Genomic DNA, 22,845 nt, shown 5'->3' with positions numbered 1-22,845 from the left:
GGCGATCAGGAATACCTTATAATTAAGCAAAAACTCATTATCCGGTTACGGGAGGTTTCCATGAAAGCAGCAATTATAGGCGCAGGCAATGTCGGCAAGACCATATTTCATGATCTTCAGAGAGTTCGCATGATTGAAGAGATCACACTTGTGGGGAGAAGTCTTGATAAGATCCGCGCGGAGGTGGAGGACGCCCGGGATGCAGCCGTGGTCAGGGAAGAATACGGACCTCGTCTCCATTACGGCGGCTATGAGGCTACGGCAGGGGCGGATATCATCATCTTTACGGCCGGCTCTTCTAAGGTCGTGAGTAGTGATCGCATGGCGATGCTCCATGACAATGTGGCCATCGCTCGGGAGATTTTCTCAGAAGTCGTTCGCTATAACGAGGACGCCATCATAATCAACGCTACCAATCCCCTGGATCCGATTACCATGAAGATCCAGCAGGTCACTGGGCAGGATCCACGGAAGGTCATCGGTTCCGGCACATTGCTGGAGACAGCTCGTCTGGTGCGATATATCGCAGAACTTCTGGACTTGTCAGACAGATCCGTCCACATGTCTGTGGTTGGTGAGCATGGGGCTTCGGCGGTGGCGCTGCTCAGTACGGTCAGGGTTCTGGGCATGACACTTCAGGAATACCTGGCCAGCGTTACCGGTGAGTCGCTGCCGCTTAACGCAGAGAAACTCAATGAGACTTTCAAGAAAGAAGCCTTTCGCATATTTCATGGTAAGGGATATACCAGTACAGGGGTCTCCGCAACGGTATGCAGGATCGCGGCAGCAATCGCTGCAGACAGCAGAGAGATATTCCCGGTGTCCACCGTTCTGCAGGGAGAATACGGCGTACAGGGCGTGGCCGTATCTGTGCCATCGGTGATCGGTCGCAGTGGTGTTGAGGATATCCGGGAGGTGGTGATGAGCGATGAAGAGAATGCCGCATTTCTGTCCTCTGTGGATATCATTCGAAAGGCGGCGTTGACGGAGGGGTTGCTATAGTTATTCGGATGAATTATCTGAAAATTCATTCTGCGGCCACAATGAAATGAAGGTCTATTTGTGGAATGGCACAAAAAATGGTTGACAACCTTCTGCTTAAGTGTTAGTATAGCAATGTAATTTCATAAAACCAAAGACTTTGACGGAGACAGTAGGTTTACGTAGAAAGGCAGGAGCGAGCCGGGGAGGGTGAGAGCCCGGTGCTGAGTAAGCGTTCACTGAACATCACTCCCGAGTTGCCGAACCGAAAGCCGGCAGGTGAGTAAGTGAGGACGGGCCTTCCCCGTGATCGGAAGAGCATATGATGGTATGCGTGCATGTAGCAGGTGGTTTATAAGCGAGTATTCTATATCCTCGTCCTGATACAGGGCGAGGATTTGTCATATTCTGGGCCTGGCGCGCGTGGAGAACAGTAACAGGAGGATAGAAGTATGGGCAATACAGTAGAGATCAGATGGCACGGAAGAGGCGGCCAGGGAGCCAAGACGGCGTGTCTGTTGCTGGCGGATGCGGCATTCAGTTCCGGCAAGCAGGTGCAGGGGTTCCCTGAGTACGGCCCCGAGCGGATGGGTGCCCCCATCACCGCCTACAATCGGATCTCTGACGACAAGAACAGAGTTCACTCCAACATCTACCACCCGGATTATGTGGTGGTGGTGGACGAGACTCTGCTTCACTCCGTCGATGTGACAGCCGGCCTGTCCGAGGATGGAGCGATCATCGTCAACAGCAAGCGGAGCCCGGAAGATGTGAGAGCACAGTTGGGTGGCTATGAGGGAAAGGTCTGCACAGTGGATGCCGGGACTATTTCCAGAGAAGCGTTGGGAAGGAATTTCCCCAACACCCCTATGCTGGCGGCGGCCGTCAAGGTCAGCAATGTCATTGAGAAAGATCGTTTTCTGAAGGATATGGAGGAATCCTTCCGCCACAAGTTTGCCTCAAAGCCACAGGTGGTAGAAGGAAATATGAAAGCGCTGAAGATGTCCATGGACCAGGTGAAGGTGGCACCGGCCCCGGCACGCGGGTCCAAACTGAACGCAGCACGGAGAGGATAGGAATGAGTGAAAGAATAATGCAGAGCTTTGTCTCTGCGGAGGATATACACGAGAATAGCAAATGGTATGAACTGACACCGGGAGCGGAGATCTACGAGCCCGGCACGTCCAGACAGGTGATGACCGGGGAATGGAGAGTCCTGACCCCGGTATTTGACGCAGCGAAATGCAAGCAGTGCCTCCTGTGTGTTCCCTTCTGTCCGGACATGTCCATTCCGGTTGAGAACGGCAAGCGGCTTGACACAGATCTGGATCACTGCAAAGGGTGCGGTATATGTGCCAAGGTCTGCCATTTCGATGCCATCAAGATGGGAAGTGAGGTGTAGCATGGCCAGAGACAGAATGAGCGGCAACGAGGCAGTGGCCTACGCCATGAAACAGATCGATCCAGATGTGATGGGCGCATTTCCAATCACTCCATCCACAGAGATCCCGCAATATTTTTCCAAGTACATCGCTGACGGCAAGGTGCATACGGAGTTCGTGGCGGTGGAGTCGGAGCATTCTGCTATGTCCACATGCATCGGTGCAGAGGCGGCGGGAGCACGTGCCATCACAGCCACGTCCTCCGCAGGACTTGCGTTCATGTGGGAACTCCTCTACGTGGCGGCTTCCAGCCGGCTGCCCATCACCCTGGCGGTGGTAAATCGGGCACTGACCGGCCCCATCAATATCAACAACGACCATTCTGACTCCATGGGTTGCCGGGACAGCGGCTGGATCCAGATCTATGCTGAGAACAACCAGGAGGTTTACGACAACTACCTTCAGGCCATGCCCATCGCAGAGCACTGCAGACTTCCTATTATGATCTGTCAGGATGGGTTCATCACCAGCCATGCGGTGGAGAATATCGAACTGTGTGCGGATGAGGATGTGAAGGGATTCGTGGGGCAGTATCAGCCGGAGCACTACCTGCTGAATGAACAGGAGCCACTGGCGGTAGGGCCCTACGGCGTCTCTCCTTATTATATGGAGATCAAGAAAGCCCAGGCGGAAGCCATGAAAGCTGCCCGGGAACGTATCTACCAGGTGGCAGAGGCCTTCGAGGAGATGACCGGCCGCCATTACGGTATGGTCGAGGAATATCAGATGGAGGATGCGGAGTACGCGGTGGTGCTCATCGGCTCCTCGGCAGGCACCGCCAAGGAAGCCTGCAACATGCTCCGGGAGCAGGGGCACAAGGTAGGTGTCGTAAAAGTCCGTGTTTTCCGTCCCTTCCCCTGGGAGGAACTGCAGAAGGCCCTGGCCGGACGGAAGGCGGTTGCCGTCATGGATAAGTGTGAGGGGTTCTCTGCCTGCGGCGGTCCACTGTTCGCAGAGACCAGGTCCGCCCTGTACGACTGCCCGGCGCGGCCCAGAATGGTCAGCTTTGTGTACGGACTGGGGGGAAGAGATGTGACCACGGATACTTTCCGAGCGATCTACGAGGATCTGGCGAAGGGAGAGAACGACCAGGTATACAGACATGTTGGCGTGAGAGGAGACGAAGATGGCATACAGGCTTAGGGAACAATTGAATAAGAAGGGCCGGTTTGCCCCGGGGCACAGGCTTTGTGCGGGGTGCGGCGCGGGTGTCGCGGTGAATGCGGTGCTCCGGGCGCTGGAGCCAGAGGACAAAGCCGTCATCTCCAATGCCACCAGTTGTCTGGAGGTATCCACCTTCATCTATCCGGATACCGCCTATGAGGACAGTTACATCCACAGCGCCTTTGAGAACGCGGCGGCCATGACCGGCGGTGTAGAAGCCGCTTACCGGGTGCTCCGCAAGGCAGGCAAGGTGAAGGAAGATTACAAGTTCATCTGCTTTGGCGGCGATGGAGGGACCTATGACATCGGACTGCAGTCACTTTCCGGTGCCATGGAGCGTGGGCATGACATGGTCTATGTGTGCTACGACAACGAGGCCTATATGAACACAGGGATCCAGCGGTCCAGCGCCACACCGCGGTTTGCGGATGCTACCACCTCACCGGTGGGGCTGGAGAGTTATGGAAAGACCCAGACCAAGAAAGACCTGACAGCCATCATTGCGGCACACGGCGTGCCCTATGTGGCGCAGACCACTACCTTCGGTGATTTTCGTGACATACACGAGAAGGCGCATCGGGCAATCTACACGGAGGGTCCTTGCTTCCTGAATGTGCTCTCCCCCTGTCCCAGAGGCTGGCGGTACGAGATGGAAGACCTGGCGGAGATCTGCAAGTTGGCGGTGGATACCTGTGTATGGCCGCTGTACGAAGTCATCGATGGAGAATGGCACCTGTCCTACGAGCCGAAACAGAAACGACCGGTGGAGGATTTTCTGGTACGGCAGGGGCGGTTCGCCCACATGTTCCGCAAGGGGAACGAGTGGATGATCGAAGACGCCCAAGCGTACGTCGACCGGAAATGGGAAGCGCTTCTGGAGAAATGCAAATAAACTTCAGCGGCGGAGTACCGAGCGATAGTGAGAGGATTTACATCAGGGGCTGTCTCAAAAGACGGCCTCTGTTCTTTCGTAAAGGGGCGGTTGCCCAAATGGGGAATGGTCGGGTTGCAGGGTCGAAGATGTGGACAAAATAAAAAAACAGCATTGAAACGTTGAAATTTCAATGCTATAATGGCGGAGAGACCGGGATTCGAACCCGGGGCCCGGTGAAGGGCACGGCATTTCGAGTGCCGCACGATCGACCACTCTGACATCTCTCCAGAATCGTTAGCTCATATATTGTAACACAGGATCGCCCACCAGGCAAGGAAAATATAAAGGAGGAACCATGGATCCAAGAGACAAGAAACTGGCTGACCTGCTGGTCAACTATTCCTGCCATCTGCAGGAAGGGGAGAATATACTGATCGAGTACGAAGGGAATGAGTGCGTGCCGTTGGTGCGTCAGATCGTGAAGGACGTATACAAAGCAGGAGGACAGCCTTTTGTTAACCGGTCGGAGGCTTCCGTGACCAGGGAGCTCCTGCTGGGCGCCAGTGAGGAGCAGCTGTCTTTCATGAATGACTATTCTCTTTACCAGATGAAGGGGATGGATGCCTATATCGCGGTGCGGGCGGGGGCGAACAACGCAGAGCTTTCCGATGTGCCGGTAGATAAGCTGAATATGTACAACAGACTGCTGACGCCCACGCTGGACTGGCGGGTGGATAAGACCAAGTGGGTGATCCTGCGGTACCCGGCGCCTTCTATTGCCCAGCTGGCGGGACGGAGTACGGAGGCTTTCCAGGAGTTCTTCTATGATGTGTGCACCTTGGATTACAGCAAGATGAGCAGGGCCATGGATCCGCTGAAGGAACTGATGGAACGGACGGACCGGGTACGCATTCTGGGACCGGACACAGATCTGACATTCTCTATCAAGGGGATCCCGGCGGTGAAGTGTGCCGGAGAATGCAATATCCCGGATGGAGAACTGTATACAGCACCGGTAAGAAACTCTATGAACGGTGTGATCCATTACAACACCGTGTCCCTGGAACAGGGGTTTACCTTCGAAGATATCCGGTTCGAGATCGAGAATGGAAAGATCGTGAAAGCCACCGCCAACGACAACGAGCGGATCAACCAGATCCTGGATACAGATGAAGGGGCCAGGTATTTCGGTGAGTTCTCCTTCGGATTCAATCCATACATTCTGGATCCCATGAAGGATACCCTGTTTGACGAAAAGATCGCCGGCAGTTTCCACCTGACACCTGGGATGTGCTACGAGGATGCGCCTAACGGCAACAAATCCGCTGTCCACTGGGATCTCGTGATGATACAGCGGCCCGAGTACGGCGGCGGGGAGATCTGGATGGATGACGTGCTGGTCAGAAAGGATGGCCTGTTCGTGTTGCCGGAACTGGAAGGTCTCAATCCAGAGAACCTGAAGTAGGAGACAGGCCGCCGGGCTTTGGGCGAGAGGGTTGAGAAAGTGCAGGGTTTGTGATAAACTATACTTTGTATATATATTAGACAGGAGGCCGTACAAGTGCCAATCAAAGTACCGAACAATCTGCCGGCGGTAGACACACTGACCAAGGAAAACGTGTTTGTCATGACGGATTCCAGGGCGATCACCCAGGATATCCGGCCGCTGCATATCCTATTATTGAACCTGATGCCCACCAAGATCGATACGGAGACACAGCTCACCAGATTGCTTGGAAACACGCCGCTGCAGATCGAGCTGGAGCTTCTGCAGACCAGCAGCCATAAGGCGGCACATACCTCCCAGGAGCACATGATCGCCTTTTACAAGACATTTGAGGATGTTCGAAACCGATATTACGATGGGATGATCATTACTGGTGCGCCCATCGAGCTTTTGGAGTTCGAGGAGGTGGAATACTGGGATGAGCTCTGTGAGATCATGGAGTGGAGCAAGAGCCATGTCCATAGTACCTTCCACATCTGCTGGGGGGCCCAGGCAGCGCTGTACTACCACTACGGGATCCAGAAACATCTGCTCCCGGAGAAACTATCGGGTGTATACGAGCATCATCTGGACTATCAGAACGGGATGCTGTTCCGCGGGTTCGATGACACCTTCTATGTACCTCATTCCCGGAACACTACCAACTACCGGGAAGATATCGAGGCGGTGCCGGAACTGAAGATCGTGGCCAGCTCGGATGAGGCAGGGGTGTTCGCCGTGAAGAGCACCAACGATCGCCAGATCTTCATCATGGGCCACTCGGAGTACGATTGGAATACCTTGATGAATGAGTACGAGCGGGACAAGGCGGCGGGCATCCATCCGAAGGTCCCCAAGAACTACTTCCCGGACGATGATGACACCAAGACACCCATCGTGCGGTGGCGGTCCTGCGCCAATCTGCTTTATTCCAACTGGCTGAACTACTTTGTGTACCAGTCTACCCCTTACGATATCCAGCAGATCAGCAGCGAGGACCTGTTGGCACCGCTGGACGGCAAGGCGGATTTCAAGGTGGTGAAGTTCGGCGGGACCTCGCTGGCGACGGCGGCCCAGTTCAAGAAGGCGGCAGCCATCGTGCGGGAGGAAGAGGCGAGGCACTATGTTGTGGTGTCCGCTCCCGGAAAGCGCAACAAGGAAGATATCAAGGTCACCGATCTTTTCATCAAGGCCACGGAAGAGGGACAGTTTGATTCCATGATGATCAAGATCATCACCCGATTCCGAAGCATCGTGCGGGGACTGGGACTGGATTTTGATCTTGACAGCGAGATCGACCGGATCCGTAATACCTACCGCGACGGCGCCGGAGAGGACTACCTGGTGAGCCGGGGAGAATACCTGGCTGCCAAGATCATGGCAGCCTATCTCGGGTATGACTTTGTGGATGCGGAAGAGATGATCCTCTTCGATGAGAAAGGGGACCTGCAATATAAGGAAACAGTGGCGAGGATCGCGACTGTCATGGATCCCCACGATAACGCGGTGGTGCCCGGATTCTACGGAAAGGATACAGAGGGCCGGATCCGTACTTTCTCCCGGGGAGGATCGGACATTACCGGCGCGCTTGTAGCGGCGGCAGTGAAGGGAGATGTATACGAGAACTGGACGGATGTCAGCGGACTCCTCATGGCAGACCCGGGGATCGTGCGCAACCCGTTGACTGTACCTGTGATTACCTACAAGGAACTGCGGGAGATCACTGCACGAGGGACAGAGGTGATGCACGAGGATGCAGTCTATCCGGTACGCAAGGTGGGTATTCCGGTGAATATCCGGAACACTGATAAGCCGGAAGAGGCGGGAACCCTCATCGTAAAGAACGCTGACTACTATCCTTCTATCCTGAAGATCTCCGGCATCTCCGGGGAGACCGGGCATGCCAGCATCATGGTGGAGAAGGATCGTCTGAACGCAGACAGCGACATTCGCACCAAGCTTCTCCAGGTGTTTGCCCAGGAAGAGATCACTGTGAACAGCATGCTGGCTGGAGTGGACACCCTGAATGTTCTGGTGGATGAAGAGCAGGTGAAGGGGCGTAAGCGTGAGCTCAGCGAGAAGCTTCGGACGGCCATCGACGCGGACAAAGTCAGCATCACGGATGGTCTTGCGACCATCGCCATCGTCAGCCGGCACATGGCAGTCTCTCCGGGAGTCAGCGTGAGGATCCTGACAGCGCTGGCGGCTGAGCAGATCAACGTGAAGCTGCTTGACTATGGCGTGGATGGGATCAGTATGCTGATCGGAATCGAAGAGAACAACTTCCGAGAAGCCATCAAGGCCATCTACTCGGAATTCGTCAAGAAATAGAATGCCTTGCGCGCCGCGACACCCACAGTGCGGCGCGCTTTCAACAGGGGACAGACATGGAATATACGGCAGAGCAACAGAAGAATACTCTACGAATGACAGTGGTGACAGCACTTATCACCACTTTTCTGGGAAGCGCCATCAATCTCTGTGTTCCGACTTTGGAAGCAGAGTTTCATACCAGTGCCGTGACGATTGGATGGATCGTAACCGCCTATATGTTGACGGTGAGTTCCCTCAGCGTTCCGATGGGGAAACTGGCGGATGCCACTGGCCGAAAACGCATCCTCATGATCGGGATCAGCTTGATGGGCCTCGTATCTCTGGCCAGTTGCTTTGCTGTCTCTATCCGAATGCTGCTTGTACTGCGTGTTTTGCAGGGGGTGGCAGGATCGATGATCTTCTCTACCAACAACGCCATGCTGATTGCCTCCTATCCGCCGCAGGAACGGGGCAGGGTACTGGGACTGTCCACGGCAGCGGTATACACCGGACTATCACTGGGACCGGTGCTGGGAGGAGTTCTGAACCACAACCTGGGGTGGCGGTCTATCTTCGCGGTGACAGCCATCGCCTGCGTGGCGTCTTTCCTGCTGTCGCTGCGGGCGGCGCCAGCGGACAGACCACAGAGCAAGACCCGGCCGGATGTAACAGGGAGTCTGCTGTTCATCGGCTCCGTGGGGATGAGCCTGTATGGGTTCAGCACCTTTACCGGAGGTCTGATGAGTAAGCTCTTTCTGGTAACAGGACTCCTTCTCTTCGTGTTGTTTATCTTTGTGGAGAACCGAGCAGTGGAGCCGGTGATCCGACTTTCCATGTTCACCAGAGACAGGGTTTATACGCTCTCCAATTTTGCTGCTATGCTGAACTATGGGGCCACCTTTGCCATCAGTTACCTGGTCAGTATCTATCTGCAGGTGGATATGGGGTACAATTCACAGACAGCCGGGTTGATCCTGATCACCATGCCTGTTGTGCAGGCTATATTCTCTCCGATGATGGGGAAACTTTCAGATCGGGTACCGCCCTGGAAACTGGCCAGTACGGGCATGTGCTTCTGTGTGATAGGACTGATCCTGTTTGCTTTTCTGAAGACAGAGACACCCCTGTGGTATGTGCTCATCGCACTGGTCATCGAGGGGTTTGGGTTTGCGCTCTTCTCCTCACCCAATACCAATGCTATCATGGCACGTGTGGAGAAGAAGGATCTGAGTGTGGCCAACTCCATCCTGGCTACCATGCGGACCTATGGGCACGCTTCCAGCATGGCTATCGTCACATTGGTGGCTGGCAGTTATCTGGGAAACAGGGCGTTGGACGCGGTCAGTGCGCAGGAACTGGTTCAGACACTGCATGTGACCTTCTGTATTTTCATCGCGCTGGGGGTGGCAGCGGTGTTCATGTCCATGGCGAGGGGACAAGATTGAGGGTGTGACGACCCGTCTAAAAAATCTGCCATCTGGCAGTTTTTTTTTACGATAATGATTAGAAAAATGACTTGCGGTGTATGTCTTATTAATAACTAAAGGATGTCTATTTTGTGCTGATTGTGTTGGTATAATTGACTTCAACGTGTAAATCGAGGAGGTGCCGAAAATGTTGGTCCTGATCGGCCTTACAGATTACAACGAAGCCGAGTATATGAAGAACATCATCATGAGAAGAGGATGCTCGGTCCACATCGCGCGTGATGTGAACAGTATGTTGAAGAGGACGGTGGAGAGTCCCTATGAGTATATTTTTTTCGATGCGGAATGGATCGAAAACGGTTGTCCGTCATTGGAAGAAAGGATCGTTGAAGTCTCCAGACAAACGAGGGTCGTGGTGCTGGCTGGAAACGAAAAGTACACGATGAAGGCATTTCAACTTCACGTGTCCGGATATATCGTAAGGCCTGTCACGGAAGAAAAGATCAACTGGGAGTTCCACTGGAATCAGGAGTACGGTGTGGAGCAGCGATCGAAGGAGAAACCGGATTTCTATATTCGGACTTTCGGGGCTTTTGAATGCTTTGTGGAGGGGAGGCCTGTCGCTTTCCGTTACCAGAAAACTAAGGAACTTCTGGCGTATCTGATCGATCGGCGCGGCGCCATGTGTACGAACCAGGAACTCGTGTCTGTACTGTGGGGGGATCAGGATCTTCGGAAGAAGGCATCTTATCTGAAGAATCTGAAGACGGATCTGGCGCAGGTCTTCTCGCGTGTTGACCGAAGCGAAGCATTGATCAGGCAACGCGGCATGATCGGTGTGGTGCCGGACAAGATTCCTTGTGATTATTTTGAACTGGAAAAAAACGGGGGATCGTTCTTCGATGTATACCGGGGGGAATATATGAGCCTGTTACAGAGCCTGTTACGGAAACTGAGGTGAAGGGAGTCGATCAGGATAAGGAGAAGAAAGGGGTCACCGGAGGTAAAAAGAAGAAAGCGAAGAGATCTGCCACATATGTGAAGACCGGCGACAGAACGCCCTTCTCCATCTGGATCGGACTTGTTCTGGTGGCACTGATCCTACTGACGGCCATGCTTGTTTGGCATAGAAAAAGAATGGCGAAGAGAGAGGGGCATCCAGCTGAGCTGGATTGACTTCAGGGATAGTGAGACTTCCTCGTTTTATGGGGCTGCTGCCATCGGCATGTTTCAATGCTTTGGGAAGCAGCCCCATGTTGAAGGCAGACAGAACCTTACACCGCAGATACCTGAGGCAGGCATTTCCTCGCCTCGGCCAGTTCCTCGTCCGTCGGGATGTGGTCGGTCATGGTGCCGTCATTGAACTGTTCGTAGGCCTTCAGATCGAAGTAGCCGGTGCCGGTGAGGCCGAAGACGATGGTCTTCTCTTCGCCGGTTTCCTTGCATTTCAGAGCTTCGTCGATGGCGGCCTTGATGGCGTGGCTGCTCTCCGGGGCGGGAAGGATCCCCTCGATACGGGCGAATTGCTCAGCCGCTGCAAACACCTCTGTCTGCTCGTAGGCTCTGGCACTCATCAGGCCCTGATCATACAGCTCAGACAAAGTCGTGCTCATCCCGTGGAACCTGAGGCCGCCTGCGTGGTTGGCCGAGGGGATGAACTGGCTGCCCAACGTATACATCTTGGCCAGGGGGCAGATCTCCCCGGTGTCGCAAAAGTCATAGGCATAGATCCCTCTGGTAAAGCTGGGGCAGGAGGCTGGTTCGATGGCCAGGATCTCATAATCTGCTTCTCCCCTGAGTTTTTCTCCCATAAAGGGCGCAATGAGTCCACCCAGATTGGATCCTCCACCGGCACATCCGATGATCATGTCGGGCTTGATCCCGTACTTGTCCAGCGCCGCCTTGGTCTCCAGACCGATGACACTCTGGTGCAGGAGGACCTGATTCAGCACACTGCCCAGCACATATCTGTAACCCTCATGGGAGACAGCATATTCTACCGCCTCAGAGATGGCGCAGCCAAGTGATCCGGTGGTGCCCGGATGCTCCGCGTTGATCTTCTTTCCGATCTCCGTGGTCATGGATGGAGAGGGCGTGACCTCTGCGCCATAGGTGCGCATGACCTCTCTGCGGAAGGGCTTTTGCTCATAACTCACCTTCACCATATACACCTTCAGATCCATGTCCAGGTAGCTGCAGGCCATGGAAAGGGCGGTGCCCCACTGGCCGGCACCGGTCTCCGTGGTGACTCCCTTGAGTCCCTGCTTCTTAGCATAGTAAGCCTGGGCGATGGCGGAATTCAGCTTATGGGAGCCGCTGGTGTTATTCCCCTCGAACTTATAGTAGATGTGGGCCGGTGTGTCCAGTTTCTCCTCCAGACAGTAAGCGCGCACCAGGGGAGAAGGCCGATACATCTTGTAAAAGTCCCGGATTTCCTTAGGGATCTCGATGAACGGTGTGGTATCATCCAGTTCCTGCTCCACCAGTTCCTCGCAGAAGACTCCGCAGAGTTCTTCTCTGGTCATCGGCTGCCCTGTACCCGGATTCACCAGAGGGGCCGGTTTCTTCTTCATGTCCGCCCGCATGTTGTAGTACTGGGTCGGCATCTCGCTCTCTTCGAGATAGATCTTGTATGGAATGGTGCTAGTTTTCTTTGACATTTCTTACCTCCTTGTAAAGCAAAAACCCCTGTCCCAACGATCTGCTGGGACAGGGGTATAGTTCTCCTGCGGTGCCACCCGGCTTGGCGCTTGACACGCCCGCTCTTGCGCATACCATCATATGCTCAGTTTGGTCACGAAGTTTGTTCTCCGTCTCGCCTACTTGGGATCCTGCCCGTTCGGTTCGCCCTCAGGAGTCCATTCAGCCTTGCTCTTACCTACCGCCATCTCACCGTCGGCGGCTCTCTCAGAAGCAGGGCACAAAGCCTACTCACTCTCCCTCATTGGTTTAGGGGTTATTGAATTATGTATGTATGTTACATCAATGGACGAAGAATGTCAATAGTTTTTGTGAAAAATCACAAAATAACTGGTATGTGTGGAAAACGGCTTCCTAGAGCTCATCCAACAGCGTTCTGGTATGCGGACTGTCGATGAGGACCGGGATCATGGCGCGCTCATCGCCGTTGAGTATCTTGTAGTAACGGGATTTAGGTGCCTTGGCGTTTCCGTACTGGTACACGAATTTGTATTTCTTTCCAGAATCGTTTTTGGTGAACATCGTGCTCACATAGGCGCCGTTCATCTTGTAGGTGACCGTCTCACGGATTCCGAACCTGGTCAGAAGGTTGTTCTTGTAATGGAGGGTTTCAGAATAGCCTTCTTCGGTATATATCTTCGCTTTGACCAGGGCTTTCTTTTTGTAAGAAAAGACGTACTTGTCATATTCTCCGCCTTTTTCACCAAATGAGAACCATTTATTCTTCTTGCCATAGCGGTATACGGTGGTATCACCATCGCTGTCCCTGAACTTCTTGATCCGTCCCTTCTTGTCGAAGGTGAAAGTGCCGGCTATGCCGTTGCCCGTGACGGTCGCCTTGGTCTTCTTCCCCTTCTTGTATTTGTAGGAAACCTTGAAATGGTAGTCCTTGTCCGATCCGCTGATCACATCGCCCTTGCTGTTGTAGCTGTAGGTGAGGGTGTTCTGCGCTGCCCATTTGCCGCCCGTGTAGGCGTAGCAGGTGATCTTGGTGGGGAGCTTCATTTTCTTTGTCTTTGCAGCCGACGTTTCCGTAGACAAAGCCATGCTGAAGACAAGGGTGATGGCAACAACGAGAAAGATGAAAGGAATTCTTTTTGTCTGTGTTCTCATGATGATCCTCCTGGAAAAATTTGAATATCGCTAGCGTATCTGTCCATTCCCGCACAGGGTGTACTTGTAGGTTACCAGTTGGTTGACCCCCATGGGACCGCGGGCATGAAGCTTTTGGGTGGAGATCCCGATCTCTGCCCCCAGGCCCATCTCCCCGCCGTCGGTAAATCTGGTGGAAGCGTTGTGATAGACGGCAGCGGAGTCCACACCAGCCAGGAACCGGTCGGCCGCCTCCTGGTCATCCGTTACGATGCAGTCACTGTGGTGCGTAGACCAGCGTTCGATGTGGTCGACGGCTTCCTCCAGTGAATCTACGATCTTGATGCCCATGGTCAGGGCGATGTATTCGGTGCCCCAATCTGCATCGGTGGCGGGGAGCACGTCGGATCCGCCACGAAGGATCGCGCCCGCCGCAGCATCCACATGAAGTTCGACATCCTTCTCCCGAAGTCTGGAAGCGATCACCGGGAGCGCCTCTTCGGCGATGTCCCGATGCACCAGCAGGTGCTCCGCCGCATTGCAAACGGAAGGCCGGGAGGTCTTGGCATTCACCACGATGTCGGCAGCCATTTCGATGTTCGCGGCTTTGTCCACATAGATGTGGCAGTTGCCTGCTCCGGTTTCGATCACGGGGACCTTGGCGTTGTCCACCACGCTGCGGATCAGTCCGGCTCCGCCGCGGGGGATCAGTACATCGATATAGCCAGTCATTTCCATCAGTTCCTTGGCAGAACGGCGGTCTGTATCCATGACCAGCTGCACCGCGTCCTCTGGGATGTCGGTGACTGCCAGGGCATTTCGCATGATCTCAGTGATCTTGCTGTTTGATTGAAAGGCTTCCTTGCCGCCGCGCAGGATGCAGGCATTGCCAGCCCGAATGCAGAGGGCGGCACAGTCACTGGTGACGTTGGGGCGGGACTCAAAGATGATTCCCACAACGCCAAGAGGTACGCTGACCTTGCGAACAAGAATGCCGTTTGGTAGCGTATACTCTTCCTGGATGTGGCCCACTGGATCCGGCCAATCGGCCACCGCTTCTACACCATCAGCCATCCCCTGGATCCGATCCCGGGAGAGGGCCAGACGATCCAACATAGATTGGCTCATACCGGTTTCTCTGGCAGCAGACAGGTCTTTCGCATTGGCCGCCAGGATCTCGTCGGTATGCTCGATCAACGCTTGGGCGATGGAACGGAGCGCTGAGGATTTGGCTCCGTCGCTCGCGACACGAAGAAGGCGAGCGGCTTCTCTGGCGCGGTTGCCCATGGTCGTAAGTTCGCTCATTGGTTACTCCTTTGGTAAAAACAGAGTACCGATCTCTTCGCCGTCGAAGAGACGGTACAGGTTATCTGTGTCGTTTCCCGCCAGCACACAGCAGGGGATCCCTGCCATGGTCGTAATATCTGCTGCGCTCACCTTGGTGGCCATTCCACCGGTTCCCAGCCGGGAACCGGGTTTGCCGGCCAGCTTGATGATTTCCGGAGTGATCTCCGGTACGACGGGGATCAATCTGGCAGTGGGATCCTTGGCGGGATTCTTGTCGAAAAGCCCGTCGATGTCCGTCAGGATAGCCAGCGCGTCTGCATCGATCAGCGTGGCTACGATGGCGGATAGAGTATCGTTATCCCCGATGCTGTGTCCATCCAGCTCCGCGGTGCCGACGGTGTCGTTTTCGTTTACGATTGGGATGACACCGATCTCCAACAACTGCTCAAAGGTATTCAGCACGTTCTGCCTGGAGACAGGCTCGTCCACCGCTTCTGCGTTCACCAGCACCTGGGCGACCGTCTGGTTGAATTCTCCGAAAAGTTTGTCATAGATAAACATCAGCTCGCACTGTCCAACTGCCGCCAGCGCCTGGCGCTGGATCCGGCTCACCGGACGCCGCTCGATCCCCAGCTTGCCCATGCCCACGCCGATGGCGCCGGAGGTGACCAGGATGATGTCCCGGCCGGCGTTGTGCAGATCGGTGATCACACGACATAGATCGCCGATCCGGCGGAGGTTCAGTTTCCCGTTTTCGTGGGTCAGGGTGCTGGTGCCTACTTTGATGACAATGCGTTTGCTGTCTTTGATCATGTTTCTATACATATTTCTCCTGTATGGCAGGCTCTGGTGCCTGAAAAAAGGCCCGCCGCGGGGCGGGCTGAAAAAACTAGTTGGAAGTGATGATGTAAGGGTTCAGTGCGCCTGCTACGGCGTTGATCGGCATGGTCTGCAGAAGAACTCTGCCAGGACCGTGGACCACGGTGTTGAAGATCCCCTCTCCGCCCAGCAGCATGTTCTTCACGCCGGGAACCGACTGAATATCCATGGTGCAGGTGGCATCCATGCCGGCCAGGTAACCGGTGTCGATGACGATGCTCTGGCCAGCAGCCAGTGTGTACTCGTGGAGGGCACCGTCGATCTCGATGAAGCAGATTCCCTGTCCAGACAGTTTCTGCATGATGAATCCCTCGCCGCCGAAAAGGCCAGCGCCTAATTTCTTGCGGAAGAAGATGTCCAGATTGACACCGGTCTCGCTGGCCAGGAAGGCAGACTTCTGAACGATGAATTCCATGCCTGGTTTGAGCTCAATGGGGACGATCTTGCCAGGGAAGGAGGAGGCGAAGGCAATCTCACCAGGCCCGCCCTGCGCGGTATAGTGGTTCTGGAACAGTGTGTCGCCGGAGAACATACGTCCAAGGGCTTTCTTGACGCCGCCGCCAACAGTTTCCATCTTCATGTTGGGACTCATCCATGCCATGGCACCACTCTCGGTGATCATTTTCTCTCCTGCGTTCAGATTGCAGATGACGGTAGGGAAGTTGTCCCCGATGATTTTATATTGCATAATGACTCCTTTCGGTCGGAACGTTATCTTATATGCTTAAGTATACCATGTTCTGGAAGCTAGGTGAAGTAAAATATGAGGGAAGAAATTGTGAAACCGCATGGAATGTGATAGAATAGGTGCAGATGAGATTACAAAGGAGTGTCAGTATGGGTAAGTATTATGATGATCATTTCGATCCTGTTCGTGTCAAGGATGAGATCGTACAGTGGATAAGAGACTTTTTTGAAGAGAACGGACCGGGCTGCAATGCGGTGGTGGCGATCAGCGGCGGCAAGGACAGTTCTGTGGTCGCAGGGCTTTGTGTAGAAGCGCTGGGCAGGGAGCGAGTGTTCGGCGTGCTGCTCCCTAATGGAGAGCAGGCGGATATCGACGCCAGCCAGAAACTGGTGGCGCATCTGGGCATCGACCACGTGATCCTGAACATCCGCGCGGCTTTTGATGGAATCCTGGAGGAGATGCGTACACAGATGGGGGCAGAGCCTTCTGCGCAGACCATTACCAATCTGCCGGCCAGGCTGCGGATGGCGGCGACCTATGCAGTAGCACAGTCCAGAAATGGCAGGGTAGCCAACACCTGCAATTTGTCAGAAGACTGGGTGGGCTACAACACCCGCTACGGCGACGGCGCCGGAGATTTCTCTCCACTTTGCAGACTGACGGTTCAGGAGGTGCGTGCGGTGGGCGAAGTCCTGGGGCTGCCTCACGACCTGGTCTACAAAGTTCCCATTGACGGTCTGACCCCTCTTACGGATGAAGAGAACCTGGGCTTCACCTATGATGCTCTGGATCGCTACATCCGGACCGGTGTCTGCGAGGATCCGGAGGTGAAGGCCAACATCGACCATCGTCACAAAGTAAACCTGTTCAAGCTCTCCCTGATGCCGGCATTTGAGTACGCCGGGAGCATCAAGGCGAAGTAGGAGGGAACCTATGTATCTTAGCGAAATGTTTGAGGGAGCACCGGCCCTGGAGGTGACCGGTCTCTCTGTGGATTCCCGGAGTGTAAGACCCGGGAACATATTCTTTGCCATCAAGGGTACGGCTCTGGACGGACATAAGTTCATCGGAAGTGCTGTCAAAAACGGGGCTGTTGCCGTGGTGCATAGTGAGCCGGTAGACGTTTCTCAGTACGGGGGCGGGGTAATGCCAGTGTTCTTTCAGTGTGACGATGTGAAGGGGGAGCAGGGGCGGCTCAGTGATCTTTTCTACGGAAGTCCCAGCCGGGAGATGACCGTGTTCGGGGTCACCGGCACCAATGGCAAGACCACTGTATCCAGCATAATCGAGTGGATCTACGGTGGTTATGCGCCCTGTGGCTACATGGGGACAAACGGTGTGCGGTTCGGGGACATGGACGTGCTTCCGTCTCTGACCACCCCGGATGTGATCGAGGTCCACAGCGATCTGGCAGAGATGCGCAAACGGGGCGCGGAGGCCGTGGCCATGGAGGTCAGTTCTCACGGGCTGGCCATGCGGCGTGTGGAGAAGGTGGATTTTGACTGCGCTATCTTCACCAACATGACCTGGGATCATCTGGATTACCACAAGACCATGGAAAACTACATGCAGGCGAAGAGCCTGCTGTTCCGCGGTATCAAGCCTTCTGGTGTGGCGGTGCTGAATGCGGATGATGCAGCCAGTATCGATCTGTTGAAGGAGGTCTGTGCCTGCCGGTATGTGACCTATGGTATTGATACGCCGGCGGACTATGTGGCAAGGGAACTGGAATATGGACAGCGGGGGACGTCCTTCGTGCTGGAGCACGGCGGTGAGCATTATCCGGTGAAGACCAACCTGCTTGCCAAGTACAACGTGAGCAATCTGCTGTCAGCCATGGCCGCCATGCATGAGATGGGTATGCCTCTGGCAGATATCATCGCCCGGGCAGACTCTATCCCCCAGGTGGAGGGGCGTATGGAGATTATTGACGAGGGCCAGGACTTTATGGCCATCGTGGACTATGCACACACCCCGGATGGCTATGAGAAGATCTTTCAGTTTGCCAGGGAAATAGCCGGAAAGGACGGTCACATCTACGCGGGGTTCGGATGCCCCGGCAAACGGGATATCGAGAAACGCCCTGTTATGGGGGAGATTGCGGGGCGCTACTGTGACGGGATCGTGCTGACTCTGGAGGATCCTCGGGATGCAGATCCCGCAGAGGTGGCCAGAGAATTAGCTGTGGGCGTGGAAAGGGCAGGCTGTCCTTATCAGGTGATCCTGGATCGGGAGGAGGCCATCGGCGCCTTGCTGGATATGGCCAATACCGGCGATGTGGTGTTGATTCTGGGCAAAGGGGACGAACCTTACATGTATATGGAAGAGGGACGTGCTCCCTGGGATGGAGATCACATTGTGATGCGTCGGCAATTGAAGAAGCGGCTTGGTTAGGCAATGCGAGGGTCTGACTGCGCTGCATGACCAATATGTGAAGTATGTCTGATTTGACCATGAGGGGATGTCTCGGTTACACAACTTTTTAGTTGCGAAACTGAGACATGTTGTTTTTTTGCGACTGCCTGATAGGTGTGAGGATAGGTGAAAAGGTTGAAATCTGAAGGAACCGGTCCGTTGGCATGGTGGTTGCTTATATAAGTAAATAAGAATATATATGAAGGATCGTTGGGTTGGTGGATTCGCCGGACCCGGAAAGGTAGGAACATGAAGGATATTAAGAATGTACTGGTCGTTGGCGGCGGACTGATGGGCAAGAATATCGCCTATGTCGTGTCTTCTGTGGCCGAGTATCAGGTCGTGATCTATGATGTGCGCCCGGTGGACGTACAGGACGGAATCCGCCAGAACACCCGTCAGCTGGTAGAGGCCGGTGTATTGTCTGAAGAAGAACTGGAAGAACGACTGCGCCGGATCTCCTTCACCGAGGATCTGGACAGCGACGGTGTCAGGAATGCGGATCTGGTCATTGAGGCCGTCTTTGAGAACATGGATCTCAAGAGAGAGACCTTCGCCAAACTGGAAGAGCGTTGCCGTCCGGACTGCATCTTCTGCACCAATACTTCTGTCATGAGTCCGTCTGAGATCAGTCAGGAACTGAAATACCGCGAGCGGTTTGCCGGAACGCACTTCTGGAATCCGGGACATCTGATCCCCCTGGTGGAAGTGGTCCGTACCGATGCCACCAGCCAGGAGACCGCGGATACCGTCATGGAGTTCATGACAAAGATCGGAAAGAAGCCCTGCTTGTGCAATAAGGATGTGCCAGGGTTCATCGCAAACCGGTTGCAGCATGCTTTGTGGAGGGAGGCTATCTCCATCGTAGAGAATGGCATCGCCGACGCGGCCACCGTCGATACGGCCATCAAGAACTCTTTTGGGCTGCGGTTGCCCCAGTTGGCACCCCTTGAGAATTCTGACATGGTCGGTACTGATCTGACTTACAACATTCATGATTATGTGTTGGAACACATCGAGGACAGCCACCGTCCGTCTCCACTCCTGGTCAAGATGAAGGAAGAGGGGAAGATGGGATTCAAGAGCGGAGAAGGGTTTTATAAGTGGTCTCAGGAAGACATCAAGAAGTGCAACGAGGACCTGAACGCCTATCTGATCAAAATGTTATATAAATAAGGAGGAAATATACAATGGATAAAGCTTTGAAGAACAAGAGAATCATCACCGCTGCTGTCACTGGCGCATGGCCGAAGAAGGAGAATAACCCGAACGTGCCGATGACACCGTCTGAAATCGCCGACGATGTTTATGAGTGCTGGAAGGCAGGCGCTGCTATCGCTCATCTGCACATGAGAGATGAGAATGGTGACGGAACCATGGACCACAACCTGTTCCGTGAGACCGTGGAACTGATCCACGAGCGTTATCCTGACTGCGATATCATTCTGAACCTGACCACATCCGGTGACATCAACGCTACCGACGAGACCAGAATGGAGCACGTGAAGGAACTGAAGCCGGAGATGGCTTCCTATGACTGCGGTTCCATGAACTGGCTGAACAGCGGCCTGTTCCTGAACAGCCCGAAGTTCCTGGAGGAACTGGGTGCCCTGTTCCAGGAGACCAACACCAAGCCGGAGATCGAAGCGTTCGATCCGGGCATGATCGCCAATGCTGCTTATTACGTCAAGAAGGGCGTCCTGAAGACCCCGTTGCACTTCCAGTTCTGCATGGGATGTGCTAATGGTATCCCAGGAAACACCAAGAACCTGGTATTCATGAAAGAAACCATGGACCAGCTGTGCCCGGGTTCCACATGGTCCTGCTTCGGAGTTGGCCACAGTGCAATGGAGATCATGTACGCTGCCATCGCTCTGGGCGGAAACATCCGTGTTGGAATGGAAGACAACGTTATGTATGCTAAGGGACAGCTTGCTGACAGCAACAAGCAGTTCATCGAGAGAGCTGTTCGCGTAATCCGTGAGTTCGGATGCGAGCCTGCTACTCCGGATGAAGCACGTCAGATCCTGGGCCTGAAATAGTGGTTTCAGACAGTTGTGGGACTGGCCCTGCAGCTGCGGATCAAAAGTAAGGAGGAAGACCTATGACCTGGGGACCTGGATTTATGTACTATCACTGCCCGAAGTGTGGCAGAAAGTTCAAATATGCCATCGATCTGATCCCGGAATTCGGGGATGACTTCGGACATTGTCCGGTGTGCGATGAACCTGGTATCTATGAGAAGGACGGAGCACGCACACTGGATGACGCAGATTATGAAGAAGTAGAGTAGGTAATAGGGTAGTCAGAATCTTTCTGAAAATTGAAGTTACAAGGCAATATCAGACCTCCTGCAGCAGCAGGAGGTCTGAATGCTTTACTGAAGGGTTGGAAAACCTGCTACCTGACTGCAGCCTCCAGCGCCAGTTCCATCATGTCGGTGAAGGTCTTCTGACGCTCTTCCGCGGTGGCTTTGTCGCCGGTGACGAAGTGGTCGCTGATGGTCATGATAGCCAGGGCGTTCTTACCGGTGTAGGCGGCGTTCATGTAGAGAGCTGCCGCTTCCATCTCCACAGCCATGACACCCATATTGGCCCAGCGCTTCCACCAGTCGTCGGTGGTCTCATAGAAAACGTCGCAGGATACGATGTTGCCAGCGGTGAAGGGGATGCCGCTGTCCTCGCTGGCAGCCTGAAGCTTCTGCAGAAGACCATAACTGGCGCAGGGGGCGTATAGACCGGGCACATCAAAAGCGTGCTGGTAGTTGGAATCGGTGGAGGCGGCAAGACCACAGACGATATCGCCTACCTTGATGGTCGGGTTGAAGGAACCGGCGGTGCCGATTCGGATGATGTTCTCAACGCCATGCGCTGTGAAAAGCTCGTAGGAGTAGATGCCCATGGAAGGCATGCCCATGCCGCTTCCCTGAACAGAAACAGGGACACCCTTGTAGGTGCCGGTATATCCATACATGTTACGGATCTCGGAGTAGCGCACGGCGCCATCCAGGTAATTCTCAGCGATGAACTGCGCCCGAAGGGGATCTCCCGGCATCAGTACGGATGGGGCGGGTTTTGCCTGAGGGCTGGTGGAAATATGTAATGACATAGCGGTCTCCTTTCTTTCTATTCGGTTCTCCCCTGGAACCTGTCTGTTTACAGTGTATCATAAGGGAGTCAGTTTGGGAACTCAGAAGGTCAGATTCCTAAGGATAAAGCTTCGGATCTGTTCCTTCAGAAATGGATAGTCGAGGCTGCCGCCGGGACCTTCGAAAGTGTAAAGGATATCGGTGAAGGCAGGCTCGTACCGGATCAGGACGCCAAATTCGTCATACAGATCAGCATAGATATCCATCAAACCGGCCTCGATACGCGAGCGCACCAGCGTCCCCTGTTTGGAACGAATGATCAGGCTTTCGGGATGGTTTTCATTTTTCTCGTAAGGCGCAGTTGCCCAGTTCCTCGCATCCTGAAAGCCCATCGCCCTAAAGATCTCCGTGCTTGGGTGCTGGTAGACACGTGATATGGACGGCAAGAGTAGGTTTGGATCAAATACGATCGGTTCGATTTTTCCCCGCTCCAGAGAGTGGATCTTTCTGGAAATGGCTTTTTGGGTGGCTGCGACGAGATGCCTGTCAGAAAACGCTGTAATCCGGGGGTCGTCCCGCTTCAGGGTGAACCGCTGGCCGTCCACAAAGCCTTCGTAGTAAAGCTGCCCGTTCTTTTCAGAGCTTGCAAGACGTCCGACAGGTAGGCAGGACATAGCGTTATCACAAAGCTCTTTTCTATGAAATAGTTCCGTCAACGGATCCACAAGTATATCGTTAGTAGTGATCATGCCTGCCTCCTTTCCTTTCGGTATCAGGATTATACTCCGACGCGTATGGAATGTCAAGGAATATATGGAATAATATGTAATATAAGGTAATAGTCTGAAAAGTATTATTAGGAAGTAAAGAGAGAATCGTTTTTTACACGTTGCCCTATACACTTTAGCTCTGCAGGCAGCGAAGGAAGGCCTTCCTGGACACCTTGGAACTCCCAGAATTCCGTTGATTATTGTACTTGAGGCATATGACGGAAGAATGTGCATGGAAG

General features: G+C 54.2%; 22 protein-coding genes, 1 tRNA gene and 1 pseudogene. 16 read left to right on the top strand and 8 right to left on the bottom strand.

Features of this window, described 5'->3' with window-relative positions:
- Window positions 1-60: 60 nt before the first annotated feature.
- The 5 genes from P156_RS0105335 (at window position 61) to P156_RS0105315 (ending at window position 4,479) form a co-directional block, all read left to right on the top strand.
- Entirely contained in the window at window positions 61-1,002 is a 942-nt protein-coding gene (locus P156_RS0105335) for a saccharopine dehydrogenase NADP-binding domain-containing protein (RefSeq protein ID WP_027869247.1), read from the top strand.
- A 431-nt stretch (window positions 1,003-1,433) separates the two neighbouring features.
- The gene (locus P156_RS11660; protein WP_051600676.1) at window positions 1,434-2,057 is read left to right on the top strand and encodes a 2-oxoacid:acceptor oxidoreductase family protein; all 624 of its coding nucleotides are present in this window, start codon (window positions 1,434-1,436) and stop codon (window positions 2,055-2,057) included.
- 2 nt (window positions 2,058-2,059) lie between these two features.
- Window positions 2,060-2,383, top strand: coding sequence for a 4Fe-4S binding protein (locus tag P156_RS0105325; protein ID WP_242838699.1), 324 nt, complete (start codon window positions 2,060-2,062; stop codon window positions 2,381-2,383).
- A 1-nt stretch (window position 2,384) separates the two neighbouring features.
- Window positions 2,385-3,566 carry a pyruvate ferredoxin oxidoreductase gene (gene porA, locus P156_RS0105320; protein ID WP_027869245.1) on the top strand — a complete coding sequence of 394 codons (1,182 nt, stop codon included), beginning with the start codon at window positions 2,385-2,387 and terminating at the stop codon, window positions 3,564-3,566.
- Window positions 3,550-4,479 carry a thiamine pyrophosphate-dependent enzyme gene (locus tag P156_RS0105315; RefSeq protein ID WP_027869244.1) on the top strand — a complete coding sequence of 310 codons (930 nt, stop codon included), beginning with the start codon at window positions 3,550-3,552 and terminating at the stop codon, window positions 4,477-4,479. Before porA ends, P156_RS0105315 begins: the two co-directional genes overlap by 17 nt.
- 181 nt (window positions 4,480-4,660) lie before the next feature.
- Here the strand turns inward: P156_RS0105315 and P156_RS0105310 are convergent.
- Window positions 4,661-4,748, bottom strand: a tRNA-Ser gene (locus tag P156_RS0105310).
- Window positions 4,749-4,816: 68 nt separating this feature from the next.
- Between P156_RS0105310 and P156_RS0105305 the strand changes: the two genes are divergently transcribed.
- The 6 genes and pseudogenes from P156_RS0105305 to P156_RS0105285 all read left to right on the top strand — a co-directional run bounded on the left by P156_RS0105305 (window position 4,817) and on the right by P156_RS0105285 (window position 10,863).
- A complete protein-coding gene (locus P156_RS0105305; RefSeq protein WP_027869243.1) occupies window positions 4,817-5,926 on the top strand; it encodes an aminopeptidase in 1,110 nt (369 codons plus the stop codon).
- 96 nt (window positions 5,927-6,022) lie between these two features.
- A pseudogene (gene metA, locus P156_RS13725) lies at window positions 6,023-6,934 on the top strand (homoserine O-succinyltransferase); the annotation flags it as partial.
- A 48-nt stretch (window positions 6,935-6,982) separates the two neighbouring features.
- The gene (locus P156_RS13720) at window positions 6,983-8,278 is read left to right on the top strand and encodes an aspartate kinase (protein WP_369770557.1); all 1,296 of its coding nucleotides are present in this window, start codon (window positions 6,983-6,985) and stop codon (window positions 8,276-8,278) included.
- 56 nt (window positions 8,279-8,334) lie between these two features.
- Window positions 8,335-9,705, top strand: a complete 1,371-nt coding sequence (locus P156_RS0105295; RefSeq protein WP_027869241.1) for an MFS transporter — start codon at window positions 8,335-8,337, stop codon at window positions 9,703-9,705.
- A gap of 169 nt (window positions 9,706-9,874) precedes the next feature.
- Window positions 9,875-10,648 carry a response regulator gene (locus P156_RS0105290; RefSeq protein ID WP_027869240.1) on the top strand — a complete coding sequence of 258 codons (774 nt, stop codon included), beginning with the start codon at window positions 9,875-9,877 and terminating at the stop codon, window positions 10,646-10,648.
- Complete coding sequence (locus tag P156_RS0105285; RefSeq protein WP_027869239.1) at window positions 10,645-10,863, top strand: LPXTG cell wall anchor domain-containing protein; 219 nt, start codon at window positions 10,645-10,647, stop codon at window positions 10,861-10,863. The genes P156_RS0105290 and P156_RS0105285 overlap by 4 nt, the downstream gene beginning before the upstream one ends.
- A 98-nt stretch (window positions 10,864-10,961) precedes the next feature.
- Here P156_RS0105285 and P156_RS0105280 read toward each other — a convergent pair whose 3' ends face one another.
- From P156_RS0105280 to P156_RS0105260, 5 genes are all read right to left on the bottom strand, one after another.
- Window positions 10,962-12,347, bottom strand: a complete 1,386-nt coding sequence (locus P156_RS0105280) for a TrpB-like pyridoxal phosphate-dependent enzyme (protein WP_027869238.1) — start codon at window positions 12,345-12,347, stop codon at window positions 10,962-10,964.
- Window positions 12,348-12,741: 394 nt separating this feature from the next.
- Entirely contained in the window at window positions 12,742-13,500 is a 759-nt protein-coding gene (locus tag P156_RS0105275; protein WP_027869237.1) for a hypothetical protein, read from the bottom strand.
- Window positions 13,501-13,530: 30 nt separating this feature from the next.
- Window positions 13,531-14,784 (bottom strand): glutamate-5-semialdehyde dehydrogenase, encoded by a 1,254-nt coding sequence (locus P156_RS0105270; RefSeq protein ID WP_027869236.1) that lies wholly within the window; start codon window positions 14,782-14,784, stop codon window positions 13,531-13,533.
- 3 nt (window positions 14,785-14,787) lie between these two features.
- Entirely contained in the window at window positions 14,788-15,591 is an 804-nt protein-coding gene (gene proB / locus P156_RS0105265) for a glutamate 5-kinase (protein ID WP_034802264.1), read from the bottom strand.
- A gap of 64 nt (window positions 15,592-15,655) precedes the next feature.
- The gene (locus tag P156_RS0105260) at window positions 15,656-16,333 is read right to left on the bottom strand and encodes a TIGR00266 family protein (protein WP_027869234.1); all 678 of its coding nucleotides are present in this window, start codon (window positions 16,331-16,333) and stop codon (window positions 15,656-15,658) included.
- 149 nt (window positions 16,334-16,482) lie between these two features.
- On the opposite strand from P156_RS0105260, the gene nadE reads away from it, so the two are divergent.
- The 5 genes from nadE (at window position 16,483) to P156_RS0105235 (ending at window position 21,041) form a co-directional block, all read left to right on the top strand.
- Window positions 16,483-17,256: an NAD(+) synthase gene (gene nadE / locus P156_RS0105255; protein ID WP_027869233.1), complete on the top strand. Its 774-nt coding sequence runs from the start codon at window positions 16,483-16,485 to the stop codon at window positions 17,254-17,256.
- Window positions 17,257-17,266: 10 nt separating this feature from the next.
- Window positions 17,267-18,727 (top strand): UDP-N-acetylmuramoyl-L-alanyl-D-glutamate--2,6-diaminopimelate ligase, encoded by a 1,461-nt coding sequence (locus P156_RS0105250; protein WP_027869232.1) that lies wholly within the window; start codon window positions 17,267-17,269, stop codon window positions 18,725-18,727.
- Between the two features lie 270 nt (window positions 18,728-18,997).
- Complete coding sequence (locus P156_RS0105245; protein WP_027869231.1) at window positions 18,998-19,924, top strand: 3-hydroxyacyl-CoA dehydrogenase family protein; 927 nt, start codon at window positions 18,998-19,000, stop codon at window positions 19,922-19,924.
- A 14-nt stretch (window positions 19,925-19,938) separates the two neighbouring features.
- Window positions 19,939-20,790, top strand: coding sequence for a 3-keto-5-aminohexanoate cleavage protein (locus tag P156_RS0105240; protein ID WP_027869230.1), 852 nt, complete (start codon window positions 19,939-19,941; stop codon window positions 20,788-20,790).
- 62 nt (window positions 20,791-20,852) lie between these two features.
- Window positions 20,853-21,041, top strand: a complete 189-nt coding sequence (locus P156_RS0105235) for a hypothetical protein (protein ID WP_027869229.1) — start codon at window positions 20,853-20,855, stop codon at window positions 21,039-21,041.
- A 107-nt stretch (window positions 21,042-21,148) separates the two neighbouring features.
- Here P156_RS0105235 and deoD read toward each other — a convergent pair whose 3' ends face one another.
- Window positions 21,149-21,856, bottom strand: a complete 708-nt coding sequence (gene deoD / locus P156_RS0105230; RefSeq protein ID WP_027869228.1) for a purine-nucleoside phosphorylase — start codon at window positions 21,854-21,856, stop codon at window positions 21,149-21,151.
- 81 nt (window positions 21,857-21,937) lie between these two features.
- Window positions 21,938-22,585, bottom strand: a complete 648-nt coding sequence (locus P156_RS0105225; protein ID WP_027869227.1) for a hypothetical protein — start codon at window positions 22,583-22,585, stop codon at window positions 21,938-21,940.
- Window positions 22,586-22,845: the final 260 nt, after the last annotated feature.

Source organism: Eubacterium sp. AB3007, from assembly GCF_000688015.1.
Taxonomy (GTDB): domain Bacteria; phylum Bacillota; class Clostridia; order Peptostreptococcales; family Anaerovoracaceae; genus Aminicella.
This window is presented reverse-complemented; position numbering and strand designations above follow the sequence as displayed.

Bases quoted from the DNA above. Each gene is read 5' to 3' on its own strand.
- P156_RS0105335 (WP_027869247.1), top strand. From the start codon at position 61: ATGAAAGCAGCAATTATAGGCGCAGGCAATGTCGGCAAGACCATATTT.
- P156_RS11660 (WP_051600676.1), top strand. From the start codon at position 1,434: ATGGGCAATACAGTAGAGATCAGATGGCACGGAAGAGGCGGCCAGGGA.
- P156_RS0105325 (WP_242838699.1), top strand. From the start codon at position 2,060: ATGAGTGAAAGAATAATGCAGAGCTTTGTCTCTGCGGAGGATATACAC.
- porA (WP_027869245.1), top strand. From the start codon at position 2,385: ATGGCCAGAGACAGAATGAGCGGCAACGAGGCAGTGGCCTACGCCATG.
- P156_RS0105315 (WP_027869244.1), top strand. From the start codon at position 3,550: ATGGCATACAGGCTTAGGGAACAATTGAATAAGAAGGGCCGGTTTGCC.
- P156_RS0105305 (WP_027869243.1), top strand. From the start codon at position 4,817: ATGGATCCAAGAGACAAGAAACTGGCTGACCTGCTGGTCAACTATTCC.
- P156_RS0105295 (WP_027869241.1), top strand. From the start codon at position 8,335: ATGGAATATACGGCAGAGCAACAGAAGAATACTCTACGAATGACAGTG.
- P156_RS0105290 (WP_027869240.1), top strand. From the start codon at position 9,875: ATGTTGGTCCTGATCGGCCTTACAGATTACAACGAAGCCGAGTATATG.
- P156_RS0105280 (WP_027869238.1), bottom strand. From the start codon at position 12,347: ATGTCAAAGAAAACTAGCACCATTCCATACAAGATCTATCTCGAAGAG.
- P156_RS0105275 (WP_027869237.1), bottom strand. From the start codon at position 13,500: ATGAGAACACAGACAAAAAGAATTCCTTTCATCTTTCTCGTTGTTGCC.
- P156_RS0105270 (WP_027869236.1), bottom strand. From the start codon at position 14,784: ATGAGCGAACTTACGACCATGGGCAACCGCGCCAGAGAAGCCGCTCGC.
- proB (WP_034802264.1), bottom strand. From the start codon at position 15,591: ATGTATAGAAACATGATCAAAGACAGCAAACGCATTGTCATCAAAGTA.
- P156_RS0105260 (WP_027869234.1), bottom strand. From the start codon at position 16,333: ATGCAATATAAAATCATCGGGGACAACTTCCCTACCGTCATCTGCAAT.
- nadE (WP_027869233.1), top strand. From the start codon at position 16,483: ATGGGTAAGTATTATGATGATCATTTCGATCCTGTTCGTGTCAAGGAT.
- P156_RS0105250 (WP_027869232.1), top strand. From the start codon at position 17,267: ATGTATCTTAGCGAAATGTTTGAGGGAGCACCGGCCCTGGAGGTGACC.
- P156_RS0105245 (WP_027869231.1), top strand. From the start codon at position 18,998: ATGAAGGATATTAAGAATGTACTGGTCGTTGGCGGCGGACTGATGGGC.
- P156_RS0105240 (WP_027869230.1), top strand. From the start codon at position 19,939: ATGGATAAAGCTTTGAAGAACAAGAGAATCATCACCGCTGCTGTCACT.
- P156_RS0105235 (WP_027869229.1), top strand. From the start codon at position 20,853: ATGACCTGGGGACCTGGATTTATGTACTATCACTGCCCGAAGTGTGGC.
- deoD (WP_027869228.1), bottom strand. From the start codon at position 21,856: ATGTCATTACATATTTCCACCAGCCCTCAGGCAAAACCCGCCCCATCC.
- P156_RS0105225 (WP_027869227.1), bottom strand. From the start codon at position 22,585: ATGATCACTACTAACGATATACTTGTGGATCCGTTGACGGAACTATTT.